Source organism: Anaerocolumna chitinilytica (assembly GCF_014218355.1).
Classification (GTDB): domain Bacteria; phylum Bacillota; class Clostridia; order Lachnospirales; family Lachnospiraceae; genus Anaerocolumna; species Anaerocolumna chitinilytica.
Genome location: NZ_AP023368.1, coordinates 629,136 through 648,010, shown reverse-complemented (window position 1 = coordinate 648,010; position 18,875 = coordinate 629,136). Strand labels below are relative to the sequence as shown.

11 protein-coding genes are annotated in these 18,875 nt (G+C 42.2%); all 11 read right to left on the bottom strand.

Annotated elements, in window-relative coordinates; genetic code table 11:
• Positions 1-96: 96 nt before the first annotated feature.
• Positions 97-3,108: a glycoside hydrolase family 2 TIM barrel-domain containing protein gene (locus tag bsdcttw_RS02920; protein ID WP_185257927.1), complete on the bottom strand. Its 3,012-nt coding sequence runs from the start codon at positions 3,106-3,108 to the stop codon at positions 97-99.
• Positions 3,098-4,303, bottom strand: a complete 1,206-nt coding sequence (locus bsdcttw_RS02915) for an MFS transporter (RefSeq protein ID WP_185257926.1) — start codon at positions 4,301-4,303, stop codon at positions 3,098-3,100. Before bsdcttw_RS02915 ends, bsdcttw_RS02920 begins: the two co-directional genes overlap by 11 nt.
• A 49-nt stretch (positions 4,304-4,352) precedes the next feature.
• On the bottom strand, positions 4,353-5,921 hold the full coding sequence (locus bsdcttw_RS02910) for a hypothetical protein (RefSeq protein ID WP_185257925.1): 1,569 nt from the start codon (positions 5,919-5,921) through the stop codon (positions 4,353-4,355).
• 17 nt (positions 5,922-5,938) lie between these two features.
• Positions 5,939-7,228 (bottom strand): glycoside hydrolase family 125 protein, encoded by a 1,290-nt coding sequence (locus bsdcttw_RS02905; RefSeq protein ID WP_185257924.1) that lies wholly within the window; start codon positions 7,226-7,228, stop codon positions 5,939-5,941.
• A 111-nt stretch (positions 7,229-7,339) separates the two neighbouring features.
• Positions 7,340-8,926 carry a leucyl aminopeptidase family protein gene (locus tag bsdcttw_RS02900; RefSeq protein ID WP_185257923.1) on the bottom strand — a complete coding sequence of 529 codons (1,587 nt, stop codon included), beginning with the start codon at positions 8,924-8,926 and terminating at the stop codon, positions 7,340-7,342.
• 156 nt (positions 8,927-9,082) lie between these two features.
• Complete coding sequence (locus tag bsdcttw_RS02895) at positions 9,083-12,190, bottom strand: alpha-mannosidase (protein WP_185257922.1); 3,108 nt, start codon at positions 12,188-12,190, stop codon at positions 9,083-9,085.
• A 17-nt stretch (positions 12,191-12,207) separates the two neighbouring features.
• On the bottom strand, positions 12,208-13,560 hold the full coding sequence (locus bsdcttw_RS02890) for a family 4 glycosyl hydrolase (protein ID WP_185257921.1): 1,353 nt from the start codon (positions 13,558-13,560) through the stop codon (positions 12,208-12,210).
• A gap of 2 nt (positions 13,561-13,562) precedes the next feature.
• Positions 13,563-14,507: a carbohydrate kinase family protein gene (locus bsdcttw_RS02885; protein WP_185257920.1), complete on the bottom strand. Its 945-nt coding sequence runs from the start codon at positions 14,505-14,507 to the stop codon at positions 13,563-13,565.
• A gap of 237 nt (positions 14,508-14,744) precedes the next feature.
• The gene (locus bsdcttw_RS02880; RefSeq protein ID WP_185257919.1) at positions 14,745-15,644 is read right to left on the bottom strand and encodes a carbohydrate ABC transporter permease; all 900 of its coding nucleotides are present in this window, start codon (positions 15,642-15,644) and stop codon (positions 14,745-14,747) included.
• 203 nt (positions 15,645-15,847) lie between these two features.
• A complete protein-coding gene (locus bsdcttw_RS02875) occupies positions 15,848-17,602 on the bottom strand; it encodes an extracellular solute-binding protein (protein ID WP_225903774.1) in 1,755 nt (584 codons plus the stop codon).
• A 140-nt stretch (positions 17,603-17,742) separates the two neighbouring features.
• Positions 17,743-18,693, bottom strand: coding sequence for an ABC transporter permease (locus bsdcttw_RS02870; protein ID WP_185257918.1), 951 nt, complete (start codon positions 18,691-18,693; stop codon positions 17,743-17,745).
• Positions 18,694-18,875 lie beyond the last annotated feature (182 nt).

Below are 18,875 nucleotides of genomic sequence, written 5' to 3'. Positions count from 1 at the left end.
GGTACCGTTCCTGTACATAGAATATCAAAAAGCCTCCCTGTGAAAGTCTGATTAACAGATCACAGGAAGGCTTTATTATTCTTCTTATATTGTGGATTATCCCTTACAGGCTTCAAAGAGAAATGCCATTTCCCAAGCCACCTTTTTTTCATTCAGCCTATACTTTTCCGGTAATACAGGGCCGCAGCTGTTGGAGCCGACGCCGCTTTGCCTGTAATCCAGGCACAGTGTCACATAATCTGCTTCCTCCAATTCAAAATTGTGTCGCTTAGCTTTTAATTCCTCTATCGTATAAAGGGAAGCTGAGAAGCTTAACGGTACGTTCCCATATACGGATATTCTGCTGCTTCCATCGGATAGCTGTACATCCTTACAATAATAATGGCTTCCGTTTTCCTGGGGCTTTATATAATCTTCGTGGAGCTCCTTCACCGTTGTCTCAAAACGATCAATATAGCTGCTCCTGTGCTTGTCAGGGTAGCTCTCATTAGGACCGTAACCGAAGTAGCTGACCTTCTGGTAAGCCTTGGGAAGCTTCAGAAGTAATCCAAGCCTTGGAAGATAAGGAAAGCTTCTATCAAACTCTCCTTCGAATCCAAATTTAATATATCCGTTTCCGGCGATTGTCCATTTTACTTCAAAGGTCATAAAGTTCTGAAGGTATATTGACCCCATTGCCATCCTGCAGGTTATGATACAACTATCCTTTTCACGGGTGTATTCGCATTGGTAGACTCTTGTTACCATCCTGTCATAACCAGCATTTTTCCATTCAAGAACAATATTCTTATCATTATCCGTGGGAGCACGAAATACATTGTATTCCATGGGGGCTTTTAACATCTCCTCCAGCCCTCTTCTTAGACTTATAAAGGTTCCCTTTACCTTAGAGAATTCATATACAAATCCTTCACCGGTGATAGTGTATTTCCGCCCTTCTTCCTCTATACGAAGCAGGCTATCTTCCAGGTGAAGGCCCGTGGAACACTCCTTTTCTGTACCGGAGAGTTCAAACCTTTCTGACAGACAGATTTGATCAAAACCGCACAATCTTCCGGTCTGGGTTAGCGAGTCATCTTTCCTTTGGATATATTCCAGCTTCAGATAACAGTTTCCCTCCCCCTCCCGGTATTTTTCCTTCAGAATCTCCAGATAAAAGCATTTGCTTTCATGGGGTAATATATCTGCCTCTTCTAATATTCCTTCCGCCAAGAGTTTACCATTCCTCTTTATCTCATAACGAATTGTAATGTAATCCCTTAGATTTATAAAGTCCAGTTTATTCTCAATACGGATAATCCCCTCTTCCAGCCTGACTTCTCCAACCCTTGCCGGACGGATTACATTCTTGTATTCAGCCAGCCCTGTATGGATTCTCCTGTCAGGGTATACCAGACCGTCCATACAGAAGTTACTGTCATTGGGAAATTCACCGAAGTCTCCTCCGTAATAGAATTTATCCCTGCCGTCTTCCGCCTTACCCATGTAAACACCATGGTCACACCATTCCCAGACAAAACCGCCGCAGTAATTATCGTACCGGTAAATCTGTTCAAAATACTCTTCCAGGTCTCCCGGTCCGTTTCCCATGGCATGGCAGAACTCACACTGAATAAACGGCTTTTTGTTATCCTTATTTTCGCAGTATTCCTGTATCCATTCCGTCGGTGCGTACATGCGGCTGACCATATCAAGCATGGACATATCCTGCTTTTGCCACTCCTGCCAGGTGCAGCCTTCATAGTGAAGAAGTCTGGTAGGATCATATTCCTTTACCCAGCAGCCGGCTTCAATGAAGTTCTCACCATAACCGCTCTCATTGCCAAGAGACCAGATAAGGATACAAGTCCGGTTCTTATCCCGTATAACATTTCTTTGTATCCGGTCCAGAATTGCTTCCTTAAAACGCTTATCCTTTGCTATCTGCGATACATAATCCAGGTCTTCCGTTGCATATACTTCTCCGCAGCCATGGGATTCCATATCGGCTTCCCCGATAACATAAAAACCAAATTCATCACACATCTGGGTAAACCAGGGAGAATTGGGATAGTGGCTCGTTCTGATTGCATTAATATTATGTTCCTTCATAAGCCTTAAGTCTGCAAGTGCATGCTCCCGGCTTACGGCAGCTCCCGTATAAGGACTGCTGTCATGACGGTTGACTCCTTTGAACTTAACTGCCTGCCCATTTACCAGTACAACACTGTCTTTCACCATAATACTTCTGATTCCGAATTTTTCCCCGATGATTTCTTCTTCCGTTATTAATTCCATCCGGTATAAGGATGGTTCTTCCGCATTCCAGAGAACCGGATTATCAATCTGAAAGCTGGTATGGGAAGCTTTTACTGCCTCATGACAGATAATAGTATCCTCGGTATCCTTTATGACCCATTGGAGCTTTGGATTCCCGATAACTTCCACATCCAGGGTAATCAAAGCCCTGTCCATTGTTTCATTTAAAAGGGTGCGTATTGTATAATCCCTGATAAATTCTTTGGGTCTCATCAGGATATAAACATCTCTGAATATACCCGACTGCCGGAACTTATCCTGGTCTTCCAGATAGCTTCCGTCACACCACTTGAGCACCAGGACATGGATAAGGTTCTCTCCTTCTTTAACCAGTTCTGTAATGTCAAATTCACTGGTTGAATGGGATACCTGGCTATATCCGGCAAAGGTTTTATTGATCCAGAGATAGAAGCAGGAATCCACTCCCTCAAAATTCAGATACAGCTTTCTTTGCAGTTCCTCTGCCGTAAAGGTTACGGCCTTGGTGTAAAGCCCGCAGGGATTGTCTGCCGGAACATAAGGCGGATCATAGGGAAATGGATAGTAAATATTCACATACTGATTTTTATCATATCCTAACAGCTGCCAGCTGGATGGCACCTCTATTTCTTTCATCGTATCCGGTACCGATTCTTCCCTTAAAAAATCCCTCACTTCGTCTGGATTCGAGTAGAATTCCAATTGCCATTTACCATTTAACATTACTCTCATTTCCCTGCCTTCTGTGTCATAAGGAATATAAAAGCTTCTGTTTTTCTGGGTTCCGACATGCAATATCGCAGGATTTTCATAATAATTGTCAAGTTTCACAAAAGTTTCCTTCCTTCTTTACAGTTTGCAAGGGTTTTATCTTAATTAAAAAAGTGGTATAGAGCAGGCAGAATAGCAGGATACTGGCAGGAAGGATATAAAAGGCTTCCCGTAGTCCGACCATGTCGGTAAGCTTTCCAAATGCTGCGTTAAATCCAATATCACAGACTGTCGCCAGGCTTATGATAGCCCCGGTTGCAGTTGCTATCCCTTCCTCTTTAAAATAGTTTCTTATCATAAGTACCAGTGTTGGATAAACAATAGAGATACTAAGCCCGGATATACTAAGAAGGGCAATCCACTGTCCTCCTGAGAGGATACCTGCAATATAAAAGAAAGCTCCTATACCTCCAAAAATACCGATACTTTTGGAAACTCCAAGCCTATGGACAGCAGGGGCAAGAATAAGTCGTCCCAGGGTAATCCCCCCAAAAAACACAGACAAATATCCAGCCGATGCTTTTGTTGACCTTTGAAGCTCCTTGGTACCATATATCAGAAACCAGTTTAGTATCCCATGCTCCGCAATGAAGTAAAAGCCAAACAGCAGTACAAAAAACACAAAAGCCGGAGTTCTCATAATATCCTTATAGGATACCGCTTTCTTTTTCTCCCCTTTCACATCCGGAATGTCCTGAAAAAGGAGAAACAAAAGACCTGCTAATGCAAGGACTACAAGTCCCATATTGACATACTTCCAGGTGGAAAAGCTGGCAGGAAGCCTTCCTATTCCATTCTGGCTTGAACTGGTACCGATTCCCTGAACAAAATAAAGGATATTTACGATTAATCCGGGTGATGCGGTAAATATTACCGGTACCAGAATATTAATCGTAGTATTAATCAGCGTGGAGGCCCCAACACACAGGAACATCCCTGCTAACAGCACCAAATAATTATCCGTTAGGATAAATAAGGCTATGCCGCTCATCCATATAAGCAGCATACTGATAAATACCTGCTTTTTCCGAAAACGGTCAATAAGAGCTCCTCCCAGAAATAAAAACACCAGATTCCCAAGGTAACTTACTGTAATAATTGTGGATATTTGAGTGGTGTTTAAGCTGAAATGCTCTTTAAATACGATGGAAAAAATACCACGAAGACTGTCATTTGCCCCCATGGCTATCATTATGAGCATAAAGCTGATAAATAGGAGGGCATTCCTGCTGCTTCCCTTTCTTCTTAGATTCATCTGCCGCATCCTTTATACGATTTTATTTTAATGATTGTATTATAACAATTTAATCTTCAAACTGCTCAATGGTAACCAGATTATCCATGAATCGGTAACGGAAACGAACCACGGTGTTATCCTTTTCCACCTTAAAATAACCTTTATTGCTGGAGCCGCTTCTGGGGTATGTATCATAACAATAGGTGGCTGAAAGTGTTCCATAGGTGGACACAGCATAGTCATATTCACCTGCAAAGGGAATAACCACAGATAAGGTGTAGGTATTGTCCCCGATATAATACATTCTGGTAACTTCACTGTTGGAATCGTTCTTTACCGCTCCCACATAAGGCTGGAAGCTTCCGTACAACACAATTTTTTCCGGCAGCTTCATCCCGGTTGCTTCATCGTAGGTGTTTTTAGCACCATAGTCTAAAAGTCCGGGAGGGTTTCCTGCTTTTTCCCTAAGAGAATCTCCCATATCCCAAAGATGCTTCACGGTATCCTCTTGGCTAAATCCCATGGGGCAGGCAGGGCTTTTTTTATTAATCTGATAATAGTCCTGATAATCCATCTCACCATTATCAGCCCTTTTCATAGATACCGCAGCTTCTCCAAGGGTTCTTCGAAAGGGTATCTCAAAGTATGCATTCACATTGTTAATAGCCGTCCATTTATAGGTATATTCTAAAAACTGTTTCTGACCTTCCTCATCCTGATTGGCAAACCATCCGATCTGATCATATCCCCACCAGTCGAACCAGGCTCTTTCTTCATAGGAGTACTGTTCAAAGTCCTCCACTACCTTGCCTCCCCAGTTATCATATTCCATCAGATAGGGCATAGTCTCTGCACTCCAGCCGTTAGGATTTTCTCCTCCCTCACTAAAGCCCTCTCTTACAAGTACCAGTTTTTCTCCCTTTCTGTCCAATACCGGATATCTGGTAAAGGGCATGGCATGGTAATCAAGAAGTAATTTTCCCCTGATGCTGATACCATGGCTGTGGGCATCTAAGAGAACCTTATGCCGTCTGGCATGTACTTTGGCATAATCTCTTATCATTTGTACCAGCTCAGACATTTTTTCCATTCCTCGGTCATTAGCGGTATAAAGATGGATCTGGCCCATATGAAGTGCTTCATAACCGGCATCGATATATCTGGTAGCACGGTAATAAAACCACAATCTGGTCTCTAATTCATTGATGTCTGGGAGTGCTCCATCCTCTCCCCAGATAAACCCCTGGGGCTTTTGAGGAAAGCGCATCTTCTCAAACCGGAAGCCTCTCTCCTCTACCGGAAGACCGAAGGCTTCCAATACATAAGCCGGTACTTTAAAGTTCTCTATATGCCGGTATACTGCTTCGAAAATACATGCCTGTAAAATAATATCCTCGTCTACCTCATGGACTCTGTCTGCCAGGTATTTTGATTTTCTGAAATGCTCTTTGTCATCCAAATCCGGTTCCCATATTCCGGAAGCCCTTCCGATAAACTTCACTCCAAGATTTTTAATAGCCCTCAGGTCATCTTCCAGAGTTTTCGTATGAATGAAAAAAGCTGCGGTTACCGATCTTTTTAAATAATTTTCCAATACTTCCTTTTCAATTGTGGTATCAAAATAATAATTCTTCATGCTTATTCTAAGCCTTTCTAATTGTTGTATAGCTGCATCACAAACAGGGCAAATAAGGAATTAGCCCAAGCAAACCATTCTCTGGTGAATTTGGAGGGATCGTCGCAATGAAAGCCTTCATGCATTAACTGGCAGCCTGCATCTGAACGAAGTATTACCTGAAGAAGCTCTTCCTGCTCTTTTCTGGTTTCAGCGGTAAGCCCCTGCATAGTAAGGGCAATATGCCAGATATACTGCTGTGGTGTATGAGGACTGCCAATGCCTTTCGCACAGCTTCCCTCATAATAATAAGGATTCATTTTACTTAAAATAAATCTTCTGGTATTCTGATATATTCTGTCACTTTTCTCGCTGTAGCCCAACCAGGGAATAGACATAAGACTCGGTACATTGGCATCGTCCATCAGGTTGTAATTACCGAGCCCATCGGTTTCATATGCATAGATTTCTCCGAATCCTTCCTGGCTTACAATACCGAATTTCTTTATTCCGTCCTCTATTTCACCTCTTAATTTGTCAATCCCTTCTGAAAGGGCACTATCTTTATAGAATGTCTCTGTTATTTCTTTCATAAAGCCCAATATGGTAACCGCGAACATGTTGGAAGGAACCAGATAGCCATATTGGCAGGCATCATCGCTAGGCCGGAAGCCCGACCAGGTCATTCCCGTATACCCGCAGGGTTCTCCCTGTCCATCCCGTGTTAAAGTATCTGAAGGCGGGCAGTTTAAGCGGACAAAGGAATAATCGGAGTCACTGCTATGGTTCTGTTCCTTTTTCCACTGGTCAATAATCTTTATGAACACTTCCTTCACTGCTTCGGTAAATACCGAGGTATCTCCGGTTACTTCCCAATACTCGTGTAGGAGCCATATAGGATAGCAGAGGGAATCTACCTCATATTTGCGTTCCCAGTCCCAGGGATTTGAAGCTGTCAGATCCACCTCCCAGCATCTGCCGTTCGCTTCTTCATTAAAAGCATTTGCATAAGAATCGATTGCTATATATCTCATCTGCCGTTTTATCAAGCCTTTGATAAATTCACCTATTATAGGATATTTCTTAGCAAAAGGAAGATAATGCACTACCTGGGCGGAAGAATCCCTTAACCACATAGCCTCGATATCACCGGTAAATACGAAAACCTCACCGTCCTCTAAAAATCTGGAGGTTGTTTTCGCTGTACTTGCATAACAGTTTAAAAAGGTCTTGTAGAGCTTTTCATCCTGTGAGAAATTTTTTCCGATTTCTTCTGCAATTTCCGTTACTGCCCTGTTCAATTCCAGTTGCTTTTCATCTGGTTTCATATATACACCCATAGCATTACAGGCTAGCCTGCGATACTGCCACAAATAAAAGGAGTGAAAGAATCTGTTTGTGGCATCCTTTCAAATCATATTTTCTTTCACTCTTTGTTCCTATACCTGCTGTATTAAAAAGGCTGCCACCGAAGCCGCCAGAACACCGGAGGCCCCTTTTACCTGCTTCCTGTCAGCACTTCTGTTTACGGAGGTTCCGACGATATCCAGATGAATCCAAGCTGTGCCCTCTTCTATAAATTCTTCCAGAAAGCAAGCCGCAACACTTGCTCCTCCATCACCTTCCGGCGCATAATTGATAAGGTCTGCTGTTTGGGTACGGTATAAAAGGCGGTGATAGCTCTGGTCTAGAGGAAGCCTCCATACTTTTTCACCCTGGTGTTTGGCCTCAGCCAAAAAAGCCTCGCCTGTCGTTTCGTCGTTGTAAAAGATACCGGAGATTTCATCCCCCAATGCCTTCCGGCAGGAATTGGTCAAGGTCGCCAGGTCAAGAACTCTCCCGGCTCCTCTTTTTTGCGCATAGGTCAGCGCATCACACAGAATCAGTCTGCCTTCTGCATCCGTATTATATACCTCCACAGTCTTGCCGGACATGGTAGTAATAACATCTCCCATTCGAAGAGCATCCGGTCCGATTAAATTCTCAACGGCTGGGATAAGTAACAAAAGATTTATTTTACTCTTTTGCCGGAGGACAATTTCAAAGGCTGCCGCCAGATTTGCAGCTCCGCACATATCATATTTCATTCCCTCCATGGAAGAAAGGGATTTTAAATGATACCCGCCGCTGTCAAACATAACTCCTTTTCCCACAAGAGCAGTTATCGGAGCACCTTTTTCGCCCTCATAGTAAAGAGAAATCAATACAGCCTCCTCTTTGCTGCCGCTGTTTACTCCAAGGATTCCTCCGCAGTGCAGTGTACTTAATTCTTTCTTCCCTAATGCCTCAAATTCAATACCGTAATCCTTCGCCAGCTCTTTAAGATATCCGGTAAACTCACTGGTATGAAGGTAGTTTGAAGGAATATCTCCTAACATCCTGGCATAATTGATGCATTCGCCATAGTCCGCTGCCTTTTTTATACTGCTCTTTAAGTCAGCGCCAGAAATAAGTGTAACCCTGCAGGATTCCTTTTCATCCTTTAATTCCTCCCTTAGCGAATATACCCCTTTTACGGTGATTTCCTGTAATCTTTCCTTCCGAAAGGAATAAGCACCATAATACATTGCTCTTACAAGAATCTCTGTAATAGTCTCCAGGGGAAGCTCTCTTAAAGAAAATCCCTCCAGCAGAATACCGCAGTTACCGGTCAGCTCTCGGCCCAGGCTGCGAAAGGTATCATTTAAACACTCCTGCCAGGAGTTTCTTCCCTTTCTTAGTTTCAGAAAGCGCACCGGAACAATCCCGTTTGTCCCATTCTGCACTCCTATCAACTGCTCTGTACCGCCTGCTGCCCCTGACTGCATATTCTGAAAGCAGAAGTTAAGCTTCTTCCAGAACTCTACATCCGCTGCTGCCTGAAACTCTGTATATTTCTCATGAATCTTCTCCGACTGAATTTCCTTAGCCTTAACTTCCGACAGGTTTTTCAATCTTTGGATGAGCTCCTCCTCTGTTACATAGGGAATTACAAGAAGCTCGTTTGAACCTGTAGATTGATACCGGTTATTTATTATAAATATCATATATGTTTAGCTATCACCTGTAACTGCGATACCTCTCTTCCTCCCTTTCCTTTTATGTTCTATGACTTTTAAAATATGCCTGTTTCGCTCTATCGTCTAATAACATTCAAATTATACTACAAATTGCTGGGTAAATCTTCTATTTTTGTTCTTATATTAGAATCTAAACAGCAGGGTCTTTATTTCATAAGGCTTTACTTCAACGCGTACAGGGCCGGTCTGATACTCGCCCTCTGCCTCTTCCATCAAATTACTTTCACACCATGCCTTTACCGGAACACTGCAGTCCACGGTTATTGTTTTTCTGGCACCGGTAAATTCATGGAAGCGAATAACCATCTCCTTTGTATCCTCCGCCTGCTTCATACAATCAACGGAGATATTCTCTTCACTAAAACGTAAGAAACTATCAATACTAAAGACAGCTCTTCCGGGAATTGCAGTTATAGGGTTATTCAAATCAAAGGCTTCTTTTTCCAAATCACTCTCATACCACTCATTCCTGTGAGGATAGATGGCATATGTAAATTCATGAAAGCCCTGATCTGCACTGTAATCGGGGTCAATGGCAGATTTAATCAATGTTAGGCGAAGCATATCCTCCGTAATATCATGACCGTACTTACAGTCATTTAACAGTGCCACGCCATATCCCGTTTCGCTGATATCCGCCCACTTATGTGCAACCACCTCGAACTTTGCCGCTTCCCAGCTTGTGTTTCTGGTAATCGGCCTTCGGATATTTCCAAATTGAATATCAAATCTTGCATCAACTGCTCTGATATTTACAGGGAAAGCTGCTTTTAGAAGTTTTTGCTGTTCGTGCCAATCTACTTCTGTCTGAAAGTCAAGCCTTGCTTTTTCATGGTACAGACACATACGTTGGGTTATTGCTGACTTATTATATGTCCAATGGAAGGTCACAAAGATACCAAGTGAAGTTTCTTCCACCGTTACCTTTCTTAAATCCTCCACATTTTCCTGCTTATCGTGATGAGTTGCTTCCAGCTCCCAGGCATCAAAGCATCTGGGTTTATCTTCAAACACCTGGAGAACATTTCCCCATTCTCCTGCTTTTAAGATTTCTCTGCCGGCACACTTGTCATAGATACTGGTAAGCCACCCCTTTGAATTCCAGGACACTCTGTAAAAAGCATTGGAGACTTCATTTATATCTCCTTCTGTCCTGACATTCCTTAAGGCGGAGGTCTTTTCTGGCTTCTGTTTTAATATGGTAAAGGAAAAAGGCTCCATATTCTTAACGAAAACAAGAACTCCCTCAGCTACCGGCATACTCTCCAGCTCTTCACCCTTCTCATTGACAAATACTGCTTCCCTTTCCCCTTCTGTTACCAGGACATAGGAGTCTCGCCGCCAGTTGGAATTATTAAATACCGTATAAGTACCCTCTTCTGGAATAAACAGGCTCTTATTTACTTTCTCTCTGACGTCCTCTAGAAGTTTTTCCGCCTTCTCGTAATTCACTTTACTGTCTTCATAGACCTCTCGTATGGAGGAACCGGGCAGAATATCATGAAACTGATGACAGAGCACAATTTTCCATGCCTCTTTAAGCTCACTATAAGGATACGAAAGTTGTGTCAGCTCAGCCGCCAGGACTGATAACATCTCGGTACTGCGAAGGGAATATTCCATTTTCCGGTTCATCCTCTTATTATAAGCCTGAGAGGTGTAGGTACCCCGGTGGAATTCCAGATACAGCTCACCATCCCATACCGGAAGATAGCCTTCCATTTCATTATTCCTAAGGTTCTCCTGGAGCCTGTGAAAATAATCTGTTGCACTTTCCGTCTTGATATGAGGTATTCCGGGAAGCTTATTCAGATGCTTTATTGTCTCCAGCATATCCCGGTTTGGTCCTCCTCCGCCGTCACCGTAACCATAAGCTATCAAAAGGTCCTTATTTATATCCTTATTGCTGTAATTATCCCATATTCCCTTAACTGCATATGGTCTGGTATCTCCGTTATAGGTATAGGAAGTAGAATCGGTATCCGGTGTTGTTATAAAATGAGACAGGATTTCCGTGCCGTCCATTCCCTTCCAGAGAAATGTATCATAAGGAAGCTTATTGCTGTCATTCCAGCTTATCTTTGTTGTCATAAAGGTATGAATTCCGGATTTTTTCAGTATTTGAGGGAGGGCCCAGGAATATCCGAATACGTCCGGCAGCCATAGAAAATCATTCTGATAACCGAACTCTTTTTCAAAAAAACGCTTTCCAAGCAGTATCTGCCTTACTAAGGATTCTCCGCTTACCAGATTGCAGTCGCATTCCACCCACATGGAGCCGGAGGGTTCCCATTTTCCCTCTTTTACCCTTGTCTTGATATTCTGATAGATATCCGGGTAATTCTCTCTGATAAAATCATAAAGCTGTGCCTGGGTCTGCAGGAATTGGTAGTAAGGATATCGTTCCATCATACGGTTTACAGTAGAAAAGGAACGGGCGGCTTTCTCTCTTGTATGTTTAAGCTGCCAGAGCCAGGCAACATCTATATGAGTATGTCCCAGGAGACTAACATTGATATCCGGTTTTCCTCTTCCGTCCAGCTTCTCGTCAAGATACAGTAATGCCTTTTCTATACTTTCATAAAACTCATCATGGCCCTTCTTTGCATAATCCACTATTTGAAAGGCTTTTACCAGTATATTGAGAAGCCATTCCTTATACTCATTGTTTTTATCCAGAAGGTCGTAGGTTTCCAATGCATTTTTTGCAAGGTAATAGAATTCATCCGCCTTTTTATCCAATACTCCAAATTGCGCTCGTTCGATTTCCATGGGCATCTCCTTTGGAACTCCGCCGCCGCTAAGTCCGGACCATACCCGGAATTTTAAGTCCAGTACCAGTCCGTTTTCTGCTACATCAAAGAATACTTCCTTGTGATTTCCATCAACTCCCTGATGAGGAACACCGTTTAAGTACAGAAGGCTTTCGAAATGGCTGTTATTTCCGGTGCCTTCCGGTACTCCAAAATCAAAAAGTCCTACTACCTCTTCCTCTTTCAGAACTTCCGGAACCACAATCTGAGTACATAGCCAGTTATATTGGTCCCAGCCTTTCCAGCGAAAACCGATTCCTACTTCCTCTGCCTCTCCCATTGGTATTCTGTTCCCATTACTGCCGTCATCCCGGTACCAGTGAAAGCTCTTAATCTCCGTAAGTTTCTTATATCGCTGTTCTTTTAACTCTGTTATAAGATTCTCTATTCTGTCTCTATTGTGAAAGTCAAAAGGCATCTTTTTCTCCTTTCAGACTAAAATATGCCATAGGCATCGTCATAGCGTTCTACTAATGTTTTGGCAAGGGAATAGGAATTAATAAGGGGATGTAATGTTAAAGCCTGGATGGCAGTCTCTTTGGACTTATGCATAATTGCTTCCACCGTAAGCTTTTCGTACATTTTAATCAGCCTCATCAGAAGATAAGCATGCTCCGGTACCTCACCGATAGGTACCGGGCAGATTCCCTTTTTGGACACCTTACAGGTAACCTCAATCACATCCTCGTCTAGTAAGCCCTGAATACAACCCTGATTTTCTACGGATAATACCAGGCTGTAACCTTCCTCGCTTTGGAGTCCTTCTATACAGTCCAGCATGACACCAGCATAGCCCATTCCATCCGGGACTTCCAGCTTTCCTCTTTTAATTTCTTCCCTTTTACCGCTTCCGGTTTCGATACTCATATAGGAGCTTTCTCTCAATGCCATATAATAGAGGAATATCTGCAGTGCACCTTCCGGGTCCGCGTCCATATCCATGGCTTTTAATTCCTCCATCATATGGAGATTAACAGCTTCTATAGTCTTTCCTCTGGTCTCTCCGGATTTTTGGATATTCTTAAGGGCCTTTTCCCTGTGGTAATAATAATAAAGGTATTCATTGGGTAAATAACCGATAGAGCGTAAAAGCTCCGGGTCAAACATAGAAAATTCCTGGACACTGTTTAAGAAATCATCATCTGCCAGTAAGTCACCCAATATCTCCTTCCCGTTCTTCTTAACACTTCTGATCCAGGACAAATGGTTAAGGCCAAAGAATTCTACATATAAGTCTTTTTCCTCTACTCCAAGCCTATTAGCCATACGGAATTTGGTACTGCTGGGTGCATCGCAGATTCCGATAATCTTGTCATAACCAGCGCTTCTTAGTGCCTGAGTTACCAGCCCGGAGGGATTTGTAAAGTTAAATATCCATGCATTCGGTGCATGTTCTTGTATCAGTTTGCAATATTCAAGAAGTACCGGTATGGTGCGGACAGCCATAGAGAAGCCGCCTACTCCTGTGGTTTCCTGGCCGATTACTCCTTCTGTAAGAGCAATTGTTTCATCCACCACTCTGGAGTGATCCCCGCCGACTCTTAAAGTCGTTACAATATAGTCGGCCCCTGTAATCGCTTCAATGGGACTTTTTGCAATTCCCACCTTTAATTCTTCCTTCTTTCTCTTTATTACATGGGCACAGAGCTTACCGATTATCTCCTGCTTCTCACTGTCAATATCATACAATACCACTTCATCTATGTTTAACTTCTTATACCGTGCCAATAAGCCATTAATAAATATTACTGTTCTGACACCTGCTCCTCCGATTACTGCTATCTTCATATTTATAACCTCTCTTTCTGTTCTTTCATAAATTCATACAGTCTGTCTTCGTCCGGAAATGCCGTATTTCCACCGCAGGCTGTCACCGATAAGGCGCCGCAGGCATTTCCGATGGCCAGACATTCCTCAAGGCCTTTCCCTTTTAAGTACCCATAAATAAAGCCTGCATTAAAGGAATCACCTGCCCCGGTAGTATCCACGGCTTTTACCTGGTAGGATGCTGCCTGATGGAATTCGCTGCCTGAGTAAGCGATAGAACCTTTTTTTCCAAGCTTTGCAACTGCAATTTTCGTATATGCTGCAAAATCTTTCATTGCCTCCCTGGCATCTGTCTTTCTGCCATAGTGAATTGCTTCAGTTTCATTCATAAATAGAACATCAATAAAAGGAAACAGCTCATAAATACCTTCATACCATTCGCCAGAGGAATCCCAGCCTACATCAAAGCTGACACTGACATTATCCAGTTGTTTTATATCTGTCAGAAGTTTTTGATACTCCCTGTGATTCTTCTGTCCCTCATAACCGGTTATATGTATGTGCCTTGCCTGCCCAACCTTGTCAAGGTCAACCTCTCCTATGTTAATCTCCGAATTGGTCCCCCGATATGTCAGAAAGGAGCGGTCCTTTTCATTGGTGAAGCTTAAGGAAATGCCGGTTTTATTCTGATTACTGTAAGTTAGCAGGGAAAGGTCCACATTACTCTTCTGAAATTCTTCCAGAATAAATTTTCCATAACAATCATTTCCCACAGAGCCTTGGAACACCGGCCTTAATCCCAGCTTGCCAAGTCCCAATGTAAAAAGAGCAGCTCCGCCTCCTACAAAAGTATCCATAACATCGGTTATATCCTCTTGACCTGGTTCCGGAAATTTCTCAATTCCCGGAATAACAATATCTATGTTCACATCGCCGTATATGAATACGTCCCATTTTTTATGATTCATTTTAACTCCTTTCGTGAGTATCAATTCTTCGATTTGATACTCCTGAATAAGTAATTGAAAAACTGCTTTTTGTTTTTTCAACTTATTCTTCTATCTATGTGATATATCTATAAAAAAAATTCTTTACCCCCGCACTCTCCATCATTCATTCCGTACCTTCCGATTACTCGGAATGGGTATTTACCTGATAATATGATTTACACGTTGGTAAAGAATCCTGTGTTCTATTCTATCATTTTATTCTTTTACCGCACCTATCATAGCTCCCTTGGCGAAATACTTCTGAATAAAGGGGTATACACAAAGGATAGGTACTGTTGTCACAACAACGGCAGCCATTTTCAGGGAATCCGAGGTAACGGTATTGGAATTCTGAGCTATCGCCTGGGAAACTGTCGTAACTTCCCTGGCCGCCATCGCCTTGGATAGCATCTGCTGCAATACAGTCTGAACCGGCCATAAAGCACTGGAGCGCATGTAAAATGCTCCGGAGAACCAGTCATTCCAATGGTTTACCGCCGTATATAGGCCAACAACCGCCATAACGGGTTTGCTTAGGGGAATTATAATCGTGGAGAATATCTTAAAATATCCGCAGCCATCCAATTTCGCTGATTCTTCCAGGCTATCCGGAATTGTTTCAAAAAAGGTTCTCATCATTAATAGGTATGTAACACTGACGAGACTGGGAACTACATATACCCAGAAACTGTTGAGAAGGCCCAGTTTATTGTACTGGATGTAGGTTGGAATCATACCGCCGCTAAAAAGCATTGTAAAGGTAATTAAAATCGTAATAAGCTTTCTTCCCGGCAACTCTTTTTCCTTCAAAGAATATGCCGCAAAAGAGGTAACTATAAGGCTTCCCAAGGTCCCGATAACCGTACGGGATATGGTAATAAAGTATGCCTTTGTTATTGAACCATCCTGAAATACCTCTTTGTAATTGGCCAAAGTGAACTTTCTGGTCCAGAAATATATCCCGCCTCTGGCAGCGTCTTTACCGTCATTAAAGGATAAAGCAACGATATTAATACAGGGAAGGATAATCATAAGACAAATTCCTATTAGGATACAATAGATGACCACCTGTAATACCTGTTCGGATAAACTGGCTTTAATCCTGTTATTTTTCATATAAGCTGCACCTTATCCTTTCATTTTCAGCACTTGCGTAATGCTTTTATCTTTTTAGGCATACCGCAGCTAACTTGCCGCCTCTGGGCTACATTGCCTGGCAAGTTGTCTGCAATCTGGCAAGTTGTCTGCAACCTGGCAGGTTGTCTGCAACCTGCTAGACTGCCTGCACTCGGCAAGCAGTCCTGCGGTATGCAATAGAATTATTTTGTATAGAAATCGATAGTATTCTTATCTTCCTGATATAATTTACTGATGTATTCGATGAAGGTGTCATCTCCGGCCTGCTTTAATTGCTGACGGAAGGATTCTACTATCTGTTTTACTTCATCATCGGAATTCGCATAGATTGCCTGAACCAGCATATCTTTATAGTTTAACAGGGACATCTGTGCTTTTACATCTGCAAGTGAATCTGCTGAAAGATAAGCAGTTGCATCAAGACCGGGAACAAGTTTTAAAGTTCTTGGATAGTCCTTTGCAATTTGAATAGATCTTTTGAAGGTTGAACTGGAAGCAGCACCAGGACGGCTTTCTCCAAAGTTGCCTAAATTATCGATATTAGTTAACATATAAGAGAAAAATACACAGCCATTGTTTCCGAAGCCGGCACCAATCTTATCTACCAGGTAATCCTTATCTCCATCATTAAGCTTCTGTAATGCCTCATCCGTTAAAACAGGCTTACCGTCAACCATATTATAAGACTGGCCTTCCACACCATATTGGCATAAAAGCTGTCCTTCCGGAGTTGAAAGATAATCAAAGAATTTCAGGATTTCTTCCGGATTCTTAGCACCGGCTGAAATTGCCCAGGCTCCATAATTACTCTTGCCATGTACAATGGTAGAATTACTTCCGGTGAAATCATTTAAAGGTCCTAATGGTAACCATTCATCTTTTGTATAAACAATATCCTGATAATTGTGAACATCTGCAATAATTGCGGAGTTATGGGATCTTGATACTTCTTCTGCACGGGTGGAATCCATCGTAAAGAACTCAGGATTCATTAAGCCCTCTGCTAAAAGTTTTCTTACATAGTTAATCTTTTTATAAACATAATCAGTATCTGCTTCATGCTTAATGGTGCCATCATCTGTAATATTATAACCGTCACTTACACCCCAGTCATATCCGGCTACAATGTACTTAAGTGAATCAGGAGATCCACCCCAATATTTCGGTCCTAAAGGATATACTGCATTTCCGTTATCGTCTTTGAAGTTGCCCTCTTTGATTTTTACTAATAAATCATAGAATTGATCCTGGGTTTTGATTGTTTTCGGATCAATGCCAAGAGCATCGACGATGGATTTCTGGATGTACATACCGCCTACATAAGCATTTTCAGGATTATACTCCATAGATCTGTCTTCTGAATCAACTGCAAGCGGAAGGATATAAGCAGCACCCTTGAATTCGTCACGGAAAGTTATATTCTTTTGTGCATCATTGGGAAGATAATCTTTCTCCAGATAGCGATTGTAAACCTTCATATCCTTTAAGTAACCGGAGACATCGGCAAACATCTCCTCACGAGCTGCCTTTAAAAGTATAGGAAACTCAGGTCTGGTAGAGTTATCCAAATAGGATACTATTACATCCGGAATCGTACCGGAAGCCAGCTGGGCTGCCATTACACTGGAATCACTGTCGCCAGGGGTATATTGGATATCCAGCTTTATACCTGTGCGCTTTGTAATCTCCTTCATAACTGCAGTATCATTTAAATTCTTTGGCAGGCTGTTTCCGATATCATCAACATAAGCCTGCACGGTAATAGTTCTGTCTGCAATCCAGGTGTCCGGCTTGTTCGCATTATCCTCACCGGATGTTTCGGTTGAATTGTTATTTGATGCTTTTTCCCCAGATTTTGAACAGGCGGTTGTTCCTGTAACCACCATTGCAGCAACGAGACCTACTGCAAAGAAACGTTTCAAAATACTTCTTCTCATAAATTACCTCCATTCCTGCGCATAGTATGCGCCTCTTTCGCCTATTCCAAAAGCAAAATACTTCCGGAATAAAACATTTTATATGCTTAAATATTTAGAACCAGTTGCCATAATCCCATTCTAAATAGTGCATTATATTGTTACCAAAGACCGACTTCCGTAAGTTTCTTTGAAAGCTTATTGCATCCAACTACTAAAATCAAACCAACGACTCCCTGTACAAGTCCTACTGCTGTGGCATAACCAAACTGTCCATTCATAAGACCAATACGTACCACGAAGGTATCCAGGGTATCTGCTACCGACATATTTCCAGGGGTTCTTAACAGGAATATCTGTTCAAAACCGGAAGAAAGCAAGCCGCCGACACCTATAATGAACAAGAGTCCGATAGTACCTCTGATTCCTGGCAGTGTAATGTGCCACATTTTCTTGAGCTTGGAACATCCATCAATACTTGCAGCTTCATAAAGAGCCAGATCAACACCGCTGATAGCAGCCAGGTATATAATGGAATCCCATCCGATATTTCTCCATAAATCCATGGAAAACAACAGCTGGAAAAAGTATTTGGATTCCATTAAGAAGAAAGTACTGGAATCTCCGCCAAGCTTTCCAATCAACTGGTTTAATACACCGGTATTAGGAGCCAGGATTCTCTGCATAATGGTTACAATAATTACTGTCGACAGAAAGTGGGGCAGGTAAGTAATCGTCTGACTTATCTTTTTAAACTTCATACTGCGGACTTCATTTAACAGCAGCGCCAGGATAATGGCAAAAGGAAATTCAAGAATACATTTGATTAATCCCACTGTTAAAGTATTACGAAGTAAGCGTACAAAATCAAAACTGCTAAAGAAAGTTCTAAAATACCGAAAGCCTACCCAGGGACTTCCCCAAATCCCCTTTCGAAAGGAATAGTCCTTGAATGCCAGAACAATACCTCCCATCGGAATATAACAAATCAGTATGTAATAAATGATACAGGGTAGCAGCATTAAATATAAGGGCCAAAATTTTATCAGCCTTTTTATAATGGGCTTCTTGGCATATATTTGCTCTGCTTTTTTAACTGTTCCGGCTGCCATGCCATTCCTCCTCGCTTTTGTTTCTGTCTTTATTATAAAAAAACTGCTTTCATCCCACAATGGACGAAACTTTTGATTTCAGTGTAAATTTCTACACTGCCGGTTGGTGCGAATAATTAAGAAGCATCCTTCACCCATGTGCCTGGGAGTCCCAGTCGCCAATCTATAGGTATAACGGAATG